Annotated in this window: 10 protein-coding genes and 1 pseudogene; 10 read left to right on the top strand and 1 reads right to left on the bottom strand. The window is 71.8% G+C overall.

Features of this window, described 5'->3' with window-relative positions:
- The coding region (locus E1288_RS43350; protein WP_207954893.1) for a hypothetical protein at window positions 1-567 on the bottom strand (567 nt) is incomplete at its 3' end.
- Between the two features lie 16 nt (window positions 568-583).
- Here E1288_RS43350 and E1288_RS43355 point away from each other — a divergent pair.
- The 10 genes and pseudogenes from E1288_RS43355 to E1288_RS43400 form a co-directional block, all read left to right on the top strand.
- On the top strand, window positions 584-2113 hold the full coding sequence (locus E1288_RS43355) for a hypothetical protein (protein ID WP_132494756.1): 1530 nt from the start codon (window positions 584-586) through the stop codon (window positions 2111-2113).
- 40 nt (window positions 2114-2153) lie between these two features.
- On the top strand, window positions 2154-6149 hold the full coding sequence (gene eccCa, locus E1288_RS43360) for a type VII secretion protein EccCa (RefSeq protein ID WP_132494758.1): 3996 nt from the start codon (window positions 2154-2156) through the stop codon (window positions 6147-6149).
- An 86-nt stretch (window positions 6150-6235) separates the two neighbouring features.
- On the top strand, window positions 6236-7627 hold the full coding sequence (gene eccD / locus E1288_RS43365; protein WP_132494760.1) for a type VII secretion integral membrane protein EccD: 1392 nt from the start codon (window positions 6236-6238) through the stop codon (window positions 7625-7627).
- A 10-nt stretch (window positions 7628-7637) separates the two neighbouring features.
- Window positions 7638-8990, top strand: coding sequence for a type VII secretion protein EccB (gene eccB / locus E1288_RS43370; RefSeq protein ID WP_132494762.1), 1353 nt, complete (start codon window positions 7638-7640; stop codon window positions 8988-8990).
- Window positions 8991-8995: 5 nt separating this feature from the next.
- Complete coding sequence (locus tag E1288_RS43375) at window positions 8996-11674, top strand: hypothetical protein (protein WP_207954894.1); 2679 nt, start codon at window positions 8996-8998, stop codon at window positions 11672-11674.
- 61 nt (window positions 11675-11735) lie between these two features.
- On the top strand, window positions 11736-15038 hold the full coding sequence (locus E1288_RS43380; protein ID WP_132494764.1) for a right-handed parallel beta-helix repeat-containing protein: 3303 nt from the start codon (window positions 11736-11738) through the stop codon (window positions 15036-15038).
- A gap of 111 nt (window positions 15039-15149) precedes the next feature.
- The gene (locus E1288_RS43385; protein ID WP_132494766.1) at window positions 15150-15560 is read left to right on the top strand and encodes a YbaB/EbfC family nucleoid-associated protein; all 411 of its coding nucleotides are present in this window, start codon (window positions 15150-15152) and stop codon (window positions 15558-15560) included.
- 112 nt (window positions 15561-15672) lie between these two features.
- Window positions 15673-16434, top strand: a complete 762-nt coding sequence (locus E1288_RS43390; protein WP_132494768.1) for a hypothetical protein — start codon at window positions 15673-15675, stop codon at window positions 16432-16434.
- A complete protein-coding gene (locus E1288_RS43395; protein WP_132494770.1) occupies window positions 16431-16685 on the top strand; it encodes a hypothetical protein in 255 nt (84 codons plus the stop codon). Before E1288_RS43390 ends, E1288_RS43395 begins: the two co-directional genes overlap by 4 nt.
- A gap of 70 nt (window positions 16686-16755) precedes the next feature.
- Window positions 16756-17986: pseudogene (locus E1288_RS43400) on the top strand (hypothetical protein); the annotation flags it as partial.

Genomic DNA, 17986 nt, shown 5'->3' on the forward strand with positions numbered 1-17986 from the left:
GGGTTCTCCGCCGCCGCCGAAGAGCCCACCGCCGCCGCAGAGCCCGCCGCAGAAGAGTCCGCCGCCGCCGGGTTCGAAGCCGCCGCCGGTGGGTCCCCCGCCGGGCTCGAAGCCACCGCCGGGTTCGCCGCCGCCCGTGGGCCCGCCGCCGCCGGTGGGCCCGCCGCCCGGCCAGAACCAGCCGAAGAACAACCAGAAGGGCGGACAGTTCAACGAAATTCCGCCATCGGGGTCGAAGCCGCCGCCGGGTCCGCCGCCGCCGGTGGGCCCGCCGCCGGGCTCGGTGCCGCCTCCTGGTTCGCAACCACCTCCCGGCTCGAAGCCGCCGCCGGTGGGGCCGCCGCCTCCGGTGAGCCCGCCGCCCGGCCAGAGCCCGCCGAAGGACAACCAGAACGGGGGCCCCGGCGAGGTTCCGCCGCCCGGCTCGAAGCCGCCACCCGTGGGTCCGCCGCCGGGCTCGAAGCCGCCACCAGTGGGGTCGCCGGGCTCCACGCCGCCACCGGGCGGCATCGGTACGCCGCCCCCTCTGGGGTCACCGCCGGGCTCGACGCCGCCACCGGGTGGCATCGGCACTCCGCCGCCGGTGTCGAACCCGCAGGACTGGTCGCCTCCTCCCGGTGGCCAGGTTCCGCCGGGCGGGCAGCAGGATCGCGGCGGCATGCCGATGATGCCGCCGATGATGCCCCCGGGCGCCGGTGGTGGTCAGGGTTCGGGTGCGGAGCGCCCGGACGCCTCGGGCTTGTTGGACGCCGGCGAACAGCCCTGGGGCGAGAACCCGCCGGGACTCGGGCTGCCGGAAGCGCCGCAGGGCGCCGACCCTGGCGGCGTGGGGCTGAACGTTCCGCCGGGTGGCCAGCAGGGGCCTGGTGGGATGCCGATGATGCCGCCGATGATGCCTCCGGGTGCCGGTGGTGGTCAGGGTTCCAACGCGGAGCGCCCGGACGCCTCGGGCTTGCTGGACGCCGGCGAAAAGCCCTGGGAGAGCGCTGGTCCGAACGTGGGCGAGCCGGAGGCTCCGCCCGAAGGCGTTCCGCCGGTGGCCGGTCCGCAGGACTGGTCGCCGGGCCAGGGCTTGCCGCAGAACGGGCAGCAGGTTCCGGGTGGGATGCCGATGGTTCCGCCGATGATGCCTCCGGGTGCCGGTGGTCAGGGTTCCAACGCGGAGCGCCCGGATGCCTCGGGCTTGCTGGACGCCGGCGAAAAGCCCTGGGAGAGCACCCGTCCGAACGCTGGTGAACCGGAAGCGCCGGATGGCGCCGCTCCGGGCGGCCCGGTCCTCGGCATGCCACCGACCAATGTGGAGACTCCGGGGCTCACGCTCGACGCGGGGATGCCGCTCGAAGGCGTTCCGCGGGCGGCGGGTCCGCAGGACTGGACGCCGGGCGAAAGCACGCCGCCGGGCGGGCAGCAGGTTCCCGGCGGCATGCCGATGGTGCCTCCGGGTGCCGGTGGTCAGGGTTCCAGCGCGGAGCGCCCGGATGCCTCGGGCTTGCTGGACGCCGGTGACAAGCCTTGGGAGAGCGCCGGATCCGACGGCGGCGAACCCGAGGCGCCGAACGGAACGCCTGCCCATCCGGCCGAGTCGGTCGGACAGTCCGGCGAGGACACGGCCGGTCCCGGGAACCCGGCGGAAACTCCGGAGGACCACGTGCCGGTCGTCAGGCGCGACGCGGCGGAGCAGGACACCAGCGCGTGGGACGTGCCCAGCGACGGCCTGCCGTGGCTGGTTCCGTTCGCGGTGGCCGCGCGCCCCGAGGAATCGGAGCGCGACCGGCCCGCACCGGACCACGCGCTGCGGGACGACAGGCCGTGGACCGGCGCGCCGTCGTCCGACAACGGCTACGCCACCTGGCGAAGCGCGAAGTGGGCCGAGGGGAACGGGAAACCGGTGGAGGACGAGCAACCGCTGATGTGCGGCGGCCCGACGCTGAGCCCGGAGGAAGCGGCCGCCATGCGGGCCGAGAAGCAGGCCCAGGCCGAAGCGGAGGCCGCGGCTGCGGAGGCCGAGGAGGAGGACGAGAAGAAGGAGCGGTCCAGGGCAGACCTGCTCGTGAGGGATAACTCTGCCTGGGGCGCAGGACCGGCCACGCCACCCTCCGGAGTGATCGGATAGGGGAGATTCCGCACTCGCCGACCGCAAATGAGGCACACCCATGAGCACCATCACGGTGAAGCGCCCGCCACGGGTCGCCGGGCCGGAGATGCCCGAAGGCGAGGTCGAGCTGCAGGAGCCGCCGGTGATGGCGGAGCCCGCGGCGCTCGACTTCCGCTCGGCGGCCATGTACCTGCCGATGGGCATCGGCTCGGCGGCGATGGTCATGATGTTCGCGTCGTCCAGCAGGTCGCCCGCGATGTACATGATGGGCGGCATCATGGGCGTGGGCATGCTGATCATGGGCCTGAGCCAGATCGGGCGTGCCGGCGCGGAGCGCAAGATCAAGATGCGTTCCGAGCGTCGCGACTTCCTGCGCTACATCGCGCAACTGCGCGAGAAGGCGCGGGAAGCCGCGGATCAGCAGCGGCGTGCGGTCGTGTGGAACCATCCCGAGCCGTCCTGGCTCTGGTCGGTGGCGAGCGGGCCGAGGCTGTGGGAACGCCGCGCGAACGACACCGACTTCGGCCGGGCCCGGATCGGGTTGGGCACCCTGGCCGCGGCGGTGGAGTACACGGCGCCGTCGACGAAGCCGATCGAGGACCTCGAACCGCTCGCCGCGGTCTCGCTGCGCCGCTTCCGGGAGGCGTACCGGACGGTGTCGGGCATTCCCATCTCGGTCGGCCTGCGCAGTTTCACCAGCGTGGAGTTCGCCGGTTCCCAGGAATCGGCGGTCGGTCTGGCCCGCGCCATCCTCGGCCAGCTGGTCACCTTCCACTCGCCGGACGAGCTCCGGGTGGCCGTGCTGACCGACGAGACCGGGCAGCCGGAGTGGGACTGGATCAAGTGGTTGCCGCACAACGCGCACCCGGCGATGCAGGATCCGGCGGGCCCGCTGCGGCTGTTCGCCTGCGACCACGACGAGCTGCTGGACGTGCTCGGTCCCGACATCACCGACCGGCCCGACCACGATCCGGGTAGCCGGCCGGGCGTCGTCGAGCCGTTCATCGTCGTGGTGGCGCACCAGGCGGAAATCCCCGAGTCGTCCCGGCTGCTCGACGGCGGACTCCGCAACGTGGTGCTGCTGGACCTCACCGGCAAGATGCCGGGCGGGCCGAAAGTGCTCCGCCTGACGGCGGAAGGCGACGCGGTGGAGTTCCCGGCGGGGGATGCCACTGGATCCGCGCAGCGCGACGAGCTGAGCCTGGCGCAGATCGAGTCGCTGGCCAGGCTGCTCGCGCCGAAGCGGACGAGCGGCTCGGTCGACGTCGCCGACCAGCCGCTGGAGAGCGACTTCGAGCTCACCAGCCTGCTGGGCATCCGCGACCCGCGCACGTTCGACGTGCCCGCGCTGTGGCGGTCCCGCGCCGCGCAGCGGGCCCGCCTCCAGGTGCCCATCGGCGTCACCGAGGACGGCGAGGTCGTCGACCTCGACCTGAAGGAACCCGCCCAGGGCGGGATGGGGCCGCACGGCATGCTGATCGGCGCCACCGGTTCCGGCAAGAGCGAGCTGCTGCGCACCCTCGTGACCGGCCTCGCCGCGACCCACTCGTCCGAGATCCTGAACCTGGTGCTGGTCGACTTCAAGGGCGGCGCGACGTTCCTCGGGATGGACCGCCTGCCGCACACCTCGGCGATGATCACCAACCTCGCCGACGAGCTGCCGCTGGTCGACCGGATGCAGGACGCGCTCAACGGAGAGCTCGTGCGGCGGCAGGAACTGCTGCGGGCGAGCGGTTTCTCCTCTTCGTTCGAGTACGAGAAGGCCCGTGGGGGCGGCGCGCAGCTGGTGCCGTTCCCGGACCTGCTGATCGTCGTCGACGAGTTCTCCGAGCTGCTGGCCAACAAGTCCGAGTTCATGGACCTGTTCGTGTCCATCGGGCGGCTCGGCCGAAGCCTCGGGGTGCACCTGCTGCTCGCGTCGCAGCGCCTCGAAGAAGGCCGGATCCACCGCGTCGAAGGGCACCTGTCGTACCGGATCGCGCTGCGCACCTTCTCCTCGATGGAGTCGCGGGCGGTCATCGGCGCGGCGAAGGCGTACGAGCTGCCGTCCGATCCGGGCAACGGCTACCTGAAGATCGACACCACGACGCTGGTCCGCTTCAAGGGCGCGTACGTCTCCGGGCCGTGCCCGCCGAGCGACGGCCCGGCCGCCGCCCCGGAGAACCGGGCGTTCTCCGAGGTCGTCTCGTTCCGCACCCAGCCGTACCCGAGCCTGCACGCGCTGCGGCCCGCCGAGGATGAACCGGAGTCCGCCGAGGAGCCGGCGGAGCAGCCCGCGGCGGAGTCCAATGAGGACGTTCCCTCGCTGGTCGACGTCATCATCGGGCGCTTGGCGGGCAGCGGCCCGCCGGCCCGCCAGGTCTGGTTGCCGCCGCTGTCCGAGGCGCCGAGCTTGGACACGCTGCTGCCGACCGTGGTGCCGGACCCCGCCCGAGGGATGACCGTCGACGACCCCGGCAGCCGGGGTGTGCTGCGGGTCCCGGTCGGCGTCGTCGACCGGCCCTTCGAGCAGCTGCGGGACCTGCTGGTCGCCGACCTCGGCGGGGCCGACGGGCACGTCGGCGTCGCCGGCGCGCCGCAGAGCGGGAAGTCGACGCTGCTGCGGACCCTCGTGCTGGGGCTCGCGCTGACCAACACGCCGGAAGAGGTCCAGTTCTACTGCCTGGACTTCGGCGGCGGCGGGATCATGTCGGTGTCCGGCCTGCCGCACGTCGGCTCGGTGGCGACCAGGATGGAGCACGACCGGGTGGTGCGAACCATCGCGGAGCTGACCCAGCTGCTGGAACGCCGCGAGGCTCTGTTCGCCGAGCACGGGTTCGAGTCGATCTCGGCGTACCTGCGGGCCCGCGCGCGGGGCGAGATCGACGACCCGTTCGGTCACGTCTTCCTCGTCGTGGACGGCTGGTTCACGGTCAAGCAGGACTTCGCCGACGTGGAGACGAAGATCGGCGAACTGGCCTCCCGGGGGCTTTCCTTCGGCATCCACGTGGTGCTCAGCGCCACCCGCTGGTCGGAGATCCGCCCGTGGCTGCGCGACCTGCTGGGCACCAAGTTCGAGCTGCGGCTGGGCGACTCGATGGAATCCGAGGTCGGTTCCCGCAAGGCGGCCACCGTGCCGAACCAGGCGGGGCGCGGGATGACGGCGAAGGGATTCCACTTCATCTCGGCGTTGCCGCGCCTGGACGGCACTTCCGGGGCCGACGACCTGGCCGACGCGACCAAGGGTGTCGCGGAGGAGATGCGGGCGTTCTGGCCCGGCCGCGGCGCGCCGCCGGTGCGGATGCTGCCGACCCACCTGCCCGCGGCGGAACTCCCGGCGCCGGAACGGGAATTCCGGATGTGCCTCGGCTACGACGAGCAGCGGCTGGAACCGGTGTGGCACGACTTCTTCGTCCACCCGCACCTGATGGTCTTCGGCGACAGCGCGACCGGCAAGACCAACCTGCTGCGCCTGGCGCTGCGCTCGATCCGGCAGCGTTACGGCCCGGACGAGGCCAAGATCGTGCTGGGCGACGTGCGCCGGGACCTCGACCAGGAGGTGCCCGCCGAGTACGGCGTCGGCTTCGGCTTCAGCTCCGACACGCTCTTCCAGCTCGCCGAGCAGGCGCTCGGGTCGATGACCAAGCGGGTGCCCGGCCAGGACATCTCCTCGGAGCGGCTGCGCAAGCGCGACTGGTGGGAGGGCCCGGAGCTGTTCCTGGTCGTGGACGACTACGAACTGCTCGGCCGGGGCGGCGTCAGCTCGGCGCTGGAACCGCTGCTGCCGATGATCCCGCAGGGCGTCCACATCGGACTTCACCTGATCATCGCCCGGAGCACCTCGGGCGCGATGCGCTCGATGATTGACCCGGTGCTGCGCAGGCTCTGGGAGCTCGGCACGCCCGGCGTGCTGCTGTCCTACCCCAAGGAAGAGGGGAAGTTCCTCGGCGAGGCCGCGCCGCGCAAGCTGCCGCCGGGGCGCGCCCAACTGGTCACCCGCCGGGGCGTCGGCCTCATCCAGACCGGTCTCGTGACCGCCGATTCCACCACCACCGCCTCACCGGCCGGCTTGTAGGGGACCGCAGTGGGATTCCCCTCCGCGCGTGACGACCGCCGCGCGAGCCGAGTCGACGAAAGCTTTCATCCCAGGAGGAATGGCTCATGACCAGAGCTGCCGAGCTCTGCAGGATCACGGTGTTCGGGCCTGACGGCAAGGCCGATCTCGCCGTGCCCGTCTCGACCACCGTGGCCGATCTCCTGCCGGTGCTGCTCAGCCACACCCGGAAGCAGCCGCAGGGCGGCGAGCAGGGCTCCTGGGTGTTGCAGCGGATCGGCGGGGTACCGCTGGACCAGTCGGGCACCCCGGAGACGCTGGACTGGCTGGAGGGCGAACAGCTGCACCTGCGCCCGGCCGACGATCCGCTGCCCGAGCTCGACTTCGACGACCTGGCCGACGGCATCGCGACCTCCGTCGGGCAGCGCAAGGACCGCTGGAAGCACGCCCACGGCCGCGTCCTGTTCACCACCCTGTCGGCCGCGGTGGCTGTGGTGATCGGGCTGGTCCTGCTCGGTCCGGGACCGACGGAGCTGCACGCCGGCTTCGCGCTCGGGCTGGGCGTGGTCTTCGTGGCCGCCGCCGCGCCGGTCGCCAAGAAGCTGGACGACCTCGGGCTGACCAGGCTGACCGGGCTGGTGGGCTGCGCGTTCGCGGGACTAGCCGGGCTGATCGCGGCCGACGGAGTGCCGGACGCAGCGGCACTGACGCCCTCGGGAATCGTGGTCGGCGCGGCGGGAGCCGCCGTCGGCGCAGCCATCCTGCTGGTGCTGCGGCGGTTCGTCGCCGACGGAATCCCGTACGCGCCGTTCATCACGATGCTGCTGGTGGCGGCGGCGGTGATCGGCGGCGTCTGGCTGGGCGCGGGATTCGGCCTGGCGGTCGGCCAGGTCGCCGGGGTGCTGGCCACCGTGCTGTTCGGCGTGGTCGTCTTCGTGCCGAAGCTGACCATCCGGGCCGCTTACCTGCGCGGGCCGCAGCTGCCGCGCAACGCCGACGACCTCCAGCAGGACATCGACCCCGCGCCCGCCGACGACGTGTTCGCCAGGACGGCGGCGGCGGACCGGTACATCAGCGTGGCGATGGTCGTCGCCGCCACCGTCTTCGTCGGGGCGTTCCCGTTCATCCTGGCCGAGCCGGGCTGGATCTCGTGGGCCATGGTGAGCCTGCTGGCCTGCGCGGTGCTGCTGCGCTCCCGCAACTTCCTCGGTGCCTGGCAACGGGTTTCGCTCGCCGCGGCGGGCACGTTCGGCCTGGGCCTGGTGGTCCTCTACTTCGCGCAGGAGTTCTCGCCGGGGTGGCGCACCGTCCTGCTGCTCGGACTGCTCCTGGTGCTGTTCGCCTTGGTCAAGGCCGCCCTGCGGCCCGAGACGCGGCGGATGCTGCCGATCTGGGGCCACCTGGCGAACATCTTCGACACCTGCACCGCGCTCGCGGTGGTTCCGCTGCTGCTCCAGCTGCTCGGCGTGTACGCCTGGGCGCGCGGACTGGCCGGGTGAGGGGCGCACCATGCAGACCCAGCGAGACCACGTGCACGCCTACCAGTTCCTGATGGGCCGGATGAGTTCCGCCCTGGTGCTCGGCGATCCCGCCAGCGCCGAGGTGCCCGCCCGGCGAGCCGCGGTCGGCATCTACATCGGACTGGTGCTCGCGTTGCTGATCGCCGTCGGCTTCGGCATCTTCGGCTGGCTCGTCCCCGGCGGCAACAACTCCTGGAAGGCGCAGGGCGCGATCGTCGTCGAGAAGGAGACCGGCACCCGCTACGTCAACGTGGGCGGCGTGCTGCACCCGACGCTGAACTACGCCTCGGCGAAGCTGCTGCAGGGACCCAACGCAGGCGCCAAGGTGACGTTGCTTTCCCAGGCGTCCTTGGCGGACGCGCCGCGCGGCGCGCCGCTGGGCATCCCGAACGCGCCGCAGATCTTGCCGTCGGTGCAGGATCTGGTCGGTGCGCACTGGCTGACCTGCCTGCCGGGCTCGGCCGGCGCTGTCGCGCCCGGCTCGCCGGAACTGACCCTGAACTTCGATCCCGGCGCTCCCGCCGCGCCGCTGCCGCCGGACCGGTACGTGCTCGTGCAGTCGCCGGAGGGCACGCAGTACGTGCTCTGGGGCGGCGCGAAGCACCAGGTGGCCGAGCCGACCGTGCCGATCGCGTTGGGCATGGCGGCCGCGCGGCCCGTACCGGCGCCGCAGCCGTGGCTCGATGCGCTGCCAGACGGTCCGGTGCTCGCGTCGGCCCAGATCGACGGCAGCGGCACCTCGGGGCCCTCCATCGGCGGCAAGGCGTACCGGGTGGGCCAGCTCTTCGAGCAGCGCTCCGCGAACGGCGACGTGCAGACGTTCGTGCTTCGCCGCGAGGGCCTGGCGCCGATCAGCCGGACCGAGTTCATGCTGCTGGAAGTCGCTCCCGGCACACCGGAACCGGCCCGGATCGACCCGGCGGCCGTCGCCTCGGCGCCGCGCTCGGCAGACCGGTCGCTCCTCGGGAGGCTCCCCGACCTCAGCGGCGCTCGGTGGCAGGACCACGGCCCGGCCGCGATCTGCCTCCGGCAGGCTCCCGTCGGACCGCGGATCGCCAGCGAGGTGGTCTTCGCGGAGCCGGTCGCCGCCGCGGGCGGTGTCCACATGCGACCGGGAACCGGCGTGGTGGTGGCGGCGCTGCCGATCCCGCCCGGCCGGCGCGTTCCCGACCGCTACCTCATCACCGGCGACAGCAAGTACCTGCTGCCGGACGACGACTCGATGCGGGCGCTGGGTTACGCCGGGGTGCCGGTGCGGCCCATCTCAAACGATCTGCTCGCCACCGTGCCGAGCGGCCCGGCGTTGAGCCAGGCCGCGGTCGGCGCGACCAGGAAGGGATGAAAGTGATGGCCGCACGGTCCTCGTTGTCCCCGCTGAACCGGCGTCGCCGCGGCGTGCCGGAGCTCGCGCTCGCCAGGCACACTGTCGGCAACGTGCTCGTGGTGTGCCCGGAGAAGAGGATGACCCCGGAGGCGCAGGCGCTGGCCATGTCCGTGGCCCCCGACGATGAGCACGAGATGGTGGTCGTCGACCTTCCCGTCGGCGTCCCGGTCTCGGCCTGGGATTCCGTCGCCGAGCTGCTGCCGCGGCGGCGCCGCGGGGTCCGGCTCATCCTCGGCGGCCGCCCCCGGGAGGCCACCGCCCTGACCGGCCAGTGGTTGTCGGAGCGCATCGGGCGCACCGTGGTGGCTCCGGACGGGGCGATCTTCCCGGGCGTGGGCGGGACGTTGTTCGTCCATTCCGGCAAGGGCAGCGGCTGGGTTCGGTTCCGGCCGGGCCGGCCGCCGGAGTGGGAGGCGAAGCGCTTTCCCCGGCCCTCCTGGGATTCCGGCGCCACCGACCCCCTGCCCACCAGCGCCGTCGGCATGGCGGACCCGATCCCGGGCGGGGTGTGGATCCACGCCGTCGCCCGCGACACCGAGTCGGGCGAGCACTGGTCGCGGCTGGTGAGCAGCATGCCCTGCCAACCGGACGTGCTCACCGTCGTGCTCGGTTGCCCGGGCACGCCGCCGCTTTCGCTCGACGACGTGAGCCGGTTCTGGCGGCAGCTCGACGGCCAGATCCGGGAGAAGGTCCGCTTCGTGCAGTACGGCCCCGTCCGGCTGCCGCAGGGCGGCACGCTCGGGCAGGCGCTCGCGGACCTGCTCGAAAGCCGGGTCGTCTGCTACACGGGAATGCCGGTCGGCTCGACGACGACCCCGGACATCTACACGGTGTGCGCGGACGGCGGGCTCGGCTGGCACGCCTTCGCCCGCGAGGTCGGGTACCTGCCGAGGACGGACCCGGCGTTCCGGGAGACCCCCGCGCTGCTGTCGCACCGCATCCCGGTCAGCGGGGTGGAACAGGTCGCACCGGCGGTCTACTGGTACACGCCCGACGCGGTGCTGGAGGTCGTGCAGTCCGGCTTGTGGGTGCGCCCGCCGGAGGGCGCGCAGAACGCGGCGGCGGTGCGAGCCGAGCCGCCACGCGCCGACGTCAACATCCTGGCCTTCGACGCCACCGACGAGAAGCGCGCCGAGCGCATGCGGCTGCTCGCCCAGGACGTGCTGGCCCGGCTGGACCCCGCCACCCGGGTGCGGTGCCGGCTCGTGCCGGCCTCGGAAGTGGGCCGGGCGGAGGTCCGCATTGCCGGTCCCGCGCAGGGCGAGCTGGTCGCCGAGGCAGAGCAGCCGTCCGGGCGGACGCCGGGCAACTCGTCGGTGACCGACACCGTGCAGCTGCCCGTGGTGCTGGACCCGGTGCGCGCCGACACCGGCGGGCCCGCGGTCGTCGCGAGCCCGGTCGCTGAAATCCCGGTTGCGGGAACCCCGGTCGCCGAAATCCCGGTCGCCGAAATCCCGGTCGATGCCGGGATTTCCCTCGACACCGGGTCGCCGGTCGACGACGTCGCCGTTGCCGAGGTCCCGCCCGCACCCGCCGCGTCAGCGGCCGGTGCCGAGGCGCCGCCCGCACCCGTACCCGCAGCGCCCGCGACCGAGCCGCGGCCCGAAACCGGCCCGGCTTCGGCGATGGCGATCCGCCTGGAGAGCTCGCCGGTTCCCACCGTCGGCGAACCGCCCGCGCCACGGCCGGCCGTCACCGCGCCGTCGGCGCCGGAGCCGCCCGCGCCGAGCGCCACCCCCGCGCCGAGCGCCACCCCCGCTCCGGAACCGGAACCGGAACCGGCCAAGGCAGAAGGCGGCCGCGCGGAAGCACCGGAGGAGCCCGCCGAACCGCGACTCCAGCCCACTCCGAAACCCGCGGCGTCGGCGCTGGTGGCCGACCACGGCCTCACCGAGGAGCGCGCCTGGTTGCGCCGGACGTTGAGCCGCGATTTCGACACCATGTCGCACTCGACCTCCCGGATCCTCTCGGAACACCCCGGTTTCCAGGGCTCCGACGGCCGGTCGTCCGCCGACGTGCTGACCGATGCCGTCGCCGTCCGGCTGCACCTCTCGGAGCGCGGCGAGGCGATCGACCGGGCCCTGCGGACGGGCGAGAACGGGCCGCACGTGCCCTTCGCCCGCTGCGTGGTCTCCGGGCTGACCCGGCTGCCGTCGCACCGGGGCGCGACCACGTTCACGGCGTCGCCGACCCCGCAGCAGTGGCAGCTCTACGAGCAGCGGCGGCTGGTGACCGACTGGAGCTTCATCCACGCGCTGACCGAGCCCAGCCCGGACCAGCAGGGCGAGGTCGACGTGCTGGTGTGGTCGATGACGGCCCGCCGCACGAAGCTCCTCGAACCGGGCGGCGCCGACGAGGTCGACAACCGCGTCGTCTTCGTGCCCGGCACCAGCTTCAAGATCCTGGAACTGGCGGAGTCGGGAGCCGACGGCACGCGAGGCCGGATCCTCCTCCGCGAACTGGCGGAGTCCGAAGTGGACGAATCTGGACGGGTGGCCGCGCGGGAGTCGCTGGACGAGCTGGCGATCACGTCCCTGCGGCGCTGCGTCGAACGCTGGTCGGCGGCCCAGCCCCGAGGCGTGGTGGGGGAGTCCGCCACCCGCCGGTTCGGCTGGATGCCGGGGCTGGTGCAGCGGGGATGACAGGGGAGAACGGCGATTTCGCGGGGAAGCATCGAGGGCGGCGGAGAGAGGATGACGGGCGATGAACCGTGAACTGCTGGTGGTGGGCGGAGATCGGGCGGGGGCGCACCCCACGATCGCCTCGGCCCTCGCGGCGGCCCCCGACGGGGCGATGATCAGCGTCCGCGCCGGCCGGTACGAGGAGAACCTCGTCGTGAACCGGATGGTCAGCATCGCGGCCGAGGACGGCGACGGCACGGTGGAGGTGCACGCCGCAGAGGGCAGCGCGCTGGTGGTCGACGCCGGCGGCGTCCAGCTCCGGGGCCTGCGGCTGGCCTGCGATGACGCCACCGTCGCGGCGGTGGACGTGCGGCACGGCGAGGTCGCCCTCGACGGCTGCTGGGTGGCGGGCTCGTCGTGGGCGGCCTTGCTGACCAGGGGAACGGGATCGCTGGCCATGCGCGGGTGCGAGGTGACCAACACCGGCGGCGCCGGGATCGTGATCACCTCCTCGTCGCCGAGCACCGTGGAGGACACGGTCGTGGCCGACGTGGCCTCGTCGGCCGCCGTCGTCGGCGAGGACGGTTCCCTGACGCTGCGCCGGATCGTGATCCAGCGGCCGGTCGGCAACGGCATCTGCGTGAACGGGCGCGGCCGGTGCGTCATCGGCCAGGGCGTGATCACCGCCGCCGCGAAGCCCGCGATCGTCGTGGAGCAGGAGGGCAGCCTCGACGTCAGCGACCTGACCGTGCAGGACGGCGAGAACGTCGATCTCTACTTCACCGGCGGCTCCTCGATCACGATCGCCGAGTCCACGTTCTCCGGCGCCGCGGTGCAGGCCGCGCACATCTCGGGCACCGCGCGGCCGGTGCTGCGCGGCTGCACCTTCACCGGCGCCGGGCGCAACGCGGTGCAGGTGACGGGGCAGGCGGCGGCCAGGCTCATCGAGTGCGTCCTGGCGGACTCCCCGGTGGGGCTCATCGTGGACGGCGAAGCGTCGCCCAGGTTCGAGAAGACCTCCGTGCGCGGGACGACCGAGGCGATCGCGCAGCTGTCCACGGCCGCGTCGGTGCACTTCTCCGGTTTCCGGGCCAACGCGACCGAAGGCGCCGGCCTGCTGGTCGACGGCGGCGTGGTCGAGTTCGACTACGCCTCGATCGAGACCGGCGCCGCCACGGCGGTGGAGCTTTCGGGGACGGCGAAGGCGAAGCTCACCGACGTCACGATCAGCACCGGCGCCGAATCAGCCGTCGCGCTCACCGGCAACGCGCGCGCGGAGCTGACCTCGTCGATGCTGCGCGGCGGCGGGCTGGCGGTCGGTTCCGCCGAGGTCGCGATGCGGGACACCGAGATCGTCGACGTGTCCTCCGACGGCGTCCGGGTCGACCGGGGCGGATCGATCATCGGCACCCGCTGCCGGATTCGCGGGGCGAGCGGGCACGGCATCCGCGTCGCCGACGGCGCCCGCGCGGAGCTGGCAGAGTGTGAACTGCTCGACAGCGGCGGGAACGGCGCGCACCTGGAGACCACCGAACCGGTGCGGTTGAGCCAATGCGTGGTGAAGAACAGCGGCGGCATGGCGATCCGGCGGCCGTCGGACGACCGCCAGGTCGTGGTGGAGAACCTGGTGACCCAGTCCGCGAGCAGCACGCCGCGGCCGACGGGGAACGACGGGCCGCAGCCGGAACCCGACGCCGCCGGGCAGGGCGATGCAAGCCTTCGCGAGGCGGGCGGCGCGGTGCTCGACGGCCCGCTCGCCGAGCTCGACTCGCTCATCGGCCTGGAAGGCGTCAAGCAGGAAGTGCGCGGGCTGATCAACCTGATCCGGATGTCGCAGGTGCGGCAGGAGATGGGCCTGCCGATGCCGCCGATGAGCCGGCACCTGGTGTTCGCCGGGCCGCCCGGCACCGGTAAGACGACGGTCGCGCGGCTCTACGGCGCGGTGCTCGGCGAGCTCGGCATCCTCTCCAGCGGCCACATGATCGAGGCCGCCCGCGCGGACCTCGTCGGGCAGTACATCGGATCCACCGCCATCAAGACGACCGAGCTGGTGACCAAGGCGATCGGCGGGGTGCTGTTCATCGACGAGGCGTACACCCTGACCGCCAGCACCGGCGGCGTCGGCCCGGACTTCGGCCAGGAAGCCGTGGACGCGCTGATGAAGATGATGGAGGACCACCGCGACGAGCTGGTGGTGATCGTCGCCGGCTACTCCGAGCTGATGGAGAAGTTCCTCCAGTCCAACCCCGGTCTGGCCTCCCGGTTCACCCGGACCATCGAGTTCCCGAACTACAGCGTCGAAGAACTGGTCACGATCACGACCAACCTCTGCCGCAAGCACTACTACGAGCTCACCGACGACGCGGTGGAGGAGCTGACCGAGTACTTCACCCGGGTGCCCAAGGGCGAGACCTTCGGCAACGGCCGCGTCGCCCGCAAGCTCTTCGAGTCGATGATCAGCACCCAGGCATCCCGGCTCGCCCAGAGCCCGCCCGCCAGGGACACCGACTTCAGCCGGCTGACGGCGGCGGACATCGCCCCGCAGAGCGCGATGCTGGAACAACTGCCGGCCGAGGAGACGGCGTCCCCCGACGCCGCCACCGATCCCACCGAGGCGGTGCGGGCCAGCCGGGCGTGGCGGCGGATGTCCGACCTGATCGGGCTCGAAGGTCCGCGCCAGTCGGTCGCCGCGTTGCTCGTTTCGCTGTGCGAGCGCCGGAATCACCGCCGGGCCATCGGGCAGCACGGCAACGCGGTGCTGACCGGACCGCGGGGCAGCGGCAGGCGGGAACTCGCCCGGCTCTACGCCCAGGGGCTCGCCGAGCTGGGGCTGGTCGGCATCGGCCAGGTGGTGCGCGCCTCGCTCACCGAGGACCTGCGCCCGGGGTGGCCGGGACAGGCGGAAACCTTGGTGCACAGGGCGTTCCAGGACGCGCAGGGCGGACTCCTCGTGGTGGACGTCGACGCGGACGGCGAGCCCCAGCCGGAGGAGGCGGAGGCGTTGCTGGTCGCGTTGCGCTATCACGCCGCCGATCCGGTGGTGGTGCTGACCGGCACCCGCCCCGGTGTGGAGCGCCTGCTCGGGCGCGTGCCGCAGCTGCGGGACTCCTTCGGGGAATGGTGGGAGATCGACGCGTACTCGGCGGCGGACCTGGCCGCCATCGCCGTCCGGCAGCTGCGCGAGCGCGGCCACGAGGTGCCCGACGACGTGCGCGCCGCGATGCGCGCGCACATCGAGGCGTCCGGGGCGACCACGGTGCACGGCGTCCACCAGCTCACCCGGCACCTGGCCAGGATGGCGGCTTCGCGCACGCTGGCCGCCGCCGACCTGGCGGGCCTGGCGCGGGTCGTGCCCGCGGTCGGTGGGCTGACCTCGGTCGGCTGAGGTGGCGGTCCGGGCAGACCTCGTGCCCGGAGGACTCCTGGTCGGCCCGCGTCGACCAGGAGCGGCTTCTCTTGTCGTTGACTTGATTCGGAAAGCTTTCAGGAGGCTCGAATGTCCGGAGTGGATCGTCGCAACGTGGAGATGTTGCGGGAGGAGTACGAGCGCCAGGTCACCAGCCTCGCCGAGTCGCAGCGGCGGCTAAGCGAGGCCTCGGCGACCGCGGTGTCCCCGCGCCGCGAGCTGTCGGTCACGGTCGGCCCGCAGGGCGTGATCACCGAGCTGAAGTTCCTGTCCAGCGCGTACCGCCGGCTGGCGAAGAACGAGTTGTCGGAGCTGGTGACCAGCACGATCTCCGACGCCCGGGCCAAGCTGAACGACCAGCTCGCGGAGATCATGACGCCGATGATGCCGCCCGGGCTGGACGTGAAAGCCATGCTGAACGGGGAGATCAGCGCCGAGAAGCTGGCCCCCGACGAGTCCCAGCTGCCGCCCCTGCTCAGGGAGCGACTCAACCGGCGCTGAGATCTGGCCGCCGCGCTTTCGCGGCCGTGCACGGGTTTTGCGGTTTGTGCGCCCCGGAGAAGCGGTATCGGGGCCGGATTCGACTACGGGCGTGAGCGGAGGAATGAGGACCATGAACCAGTTCTGGGTGGATCCGGAGAACCTGAGCAAGAGCGGTCAGGGTTACGGAGAGGTGCAGGCGAGGTTGCTGGCGCTCCGGCAACGGGCCGCTTCGCTCGGCGCCCGGTACCAGGCGAGCTTCGGCGACGATGACGAGGGCCGGGAGTTCTTCCAGAACTTCGAAGACGGCCAGCGGGTGTTCCTCAACGGAGTCGAACAGCAGGCCAAATCGTTGCGCTACATCAGCGACGGCCTGCACGAGAACGGGAAGATGTACGGCGGGTCGCGGGACGAGGCCGATCAGCTGTCGCACAAGTTCAAGACCGCGGGCGAGAACGGTTCCGGCGATTCCCAGAAGTCGACGGGCCATAACGTTCCCGTGCAGAAGGACGTTCCGCTGCAGGGATCGACCTCCAATGTGCCGGTGAAGTCGACGGGTCATAACGTTCCTGCGCAGAAGGTCCCGCTGGAGGGGTCGACGGCGAACGTACCTGTGAAGTCGACGGGCCAGAAGGTCCCGCTGGAGGGATCGACGGCGAACGTGCCCGTGAAGTCGACGGGTCACAACGTTCCTGCCCAGGAGGTCCCGTTGGAGAAGACGACCGCGCATGTACCCGCGAAGTTCTTGCCGTCGCTCCCGGCGGACCGAGGTGTTGAGCCGACGATGCCTGGGGATGAACCGAAGTTCGTGAAGTCGCAGCAGTTCGTTCCCGATGGCGGACACGGGTTCGACGGCCGCGAGCCCGAAGAGTTGGAGGGTGGGCCCCGGAAATGATCTCCGCGATGCGGCTGCGCGCCCTGCGGGAGAGCGAGCGGCCCATGGTGCACGGCCACCCGTTGGGCGAGGGGCGGCGCATCGTCAGCGCCACCGAACTGTCGAGCGGGGCGGTGCGGATCGGCGTCGACGGCTACTCCGACATCACGCCGCTGAACGGCCGCGATCTGACGCTCGACGACCCGTTTCGACGGGCAGGTCTTCATGGTATTCCCGCGGGACGGGGAGCCGGGTTTCTTCCGCTTCCGTAAGTAGCCGAGCGGCCTGGGTGTGGGTGGCGCGGCCGGCGGTATGAGTCCGAATCGGATGGTGTGGTGAGCGATGGGTGAGATCCAGATTCCCCAGGATGGTGTCTGGGCGCCTATTTACTATTCGCTAACTGCGCTGATCGAGAAGCCGCCGTTGGTGATCTCGAACGATATGTACGCGTTGGCCCGTGAGATGCGGGAGAACGCGGACGCTGACGTGAACACCACGAGCAATGTTAGTTCGTTGTCGTCTGGTGTGCGGGCGAATCTTGAGGGTGAGACCGCGGACGCGTTCGGTGATCATGTTCGGGGGTTGACCGATCCGGTTCAGGCGCGTGCGGCGGCGTTGCGGTACGCGGCGGACATGGTGGACGAGTTCGGGTTGAACGGGGAGGAGTCCGAGTACGACATCCTCATCGGCCTGGCGTTTTTCGCGTCCACGATCCTCGGGCTTTATCTGAGCGGGTTTTTCGAGGCGATCCCGGCATGGATCGCGGCTGGGCGTCGGCATATCTCCCAGATCATCGCGACAGCCAAGCAACAGGCCACGACGCTCTCCGGGCAGTTGCGGATGGCGTGGGAGCCCGTTCAGGAGTTCGGTGAGGAGTTCTTCCAGGCATTCTTGCCCCAGGGGATCACGACGGCGAACGGTAACCGCAAGAACGGCTGGGACGTGAAGGGCATGGCGCTGGAGGGCGCCGTGGGGGCCGATGCCGCGGTCAACGCTATGATCTTGCACCGTCTCGCGAAGCTGAACAGGCACACGGACGATTTCGTGCGTAAGCCGATCGGGACGGGGCAGCTTGATGCGGCTGCGGAGGTGCCGGCCGAGGGGATGGTCATCACGCTCGTCGGCGGCAATTTCGACCCGTTCCAGACCTATATCTCGAGTGTCACGATGGGCACGATCGAGAAGGACGCGCAGATCAGGTCGCGTGAGTGGCGGAACAACCGGAACACCAACAACTCGCCGACCGGAGGCCCGAACCAGTCGCCCCCGCCGTCCTACAACCCGGACGGCAAGGGCCTGCCCGGCGGCGAGGACACTCCCGGTGGAGGGTCGGATTCGAAGGTGCCGCCGGTCGGGTCGGACACGAAGGTGCCGCCGGTCGGATCGGATTCGAAGGCCCCGCCGCCGGTCGGGGCGGATTCCAAGGTGCCGCCCGTTGGGTCGGACTCAAAGACGCCTGCGGATTCCCCAGCCGGGAAGCCTTCCGACGTCCCGCCGCCCCCGTACTCGCCGCGTGGTGAGGCGCCACCGTCCAACGAGGTGTGGGGGAACGAACAGCCCCCGCCCGCATACC

The organism is Saccharopolyspora elongata (genome assembly GCF_004348985.1).
GTDB lineage: Bacteria > Actinomycetota > Actinomycetes > Mycobacteriales > Pseudonocardiaceae > Saccharopolyspora > Saccharopolyspora elongata.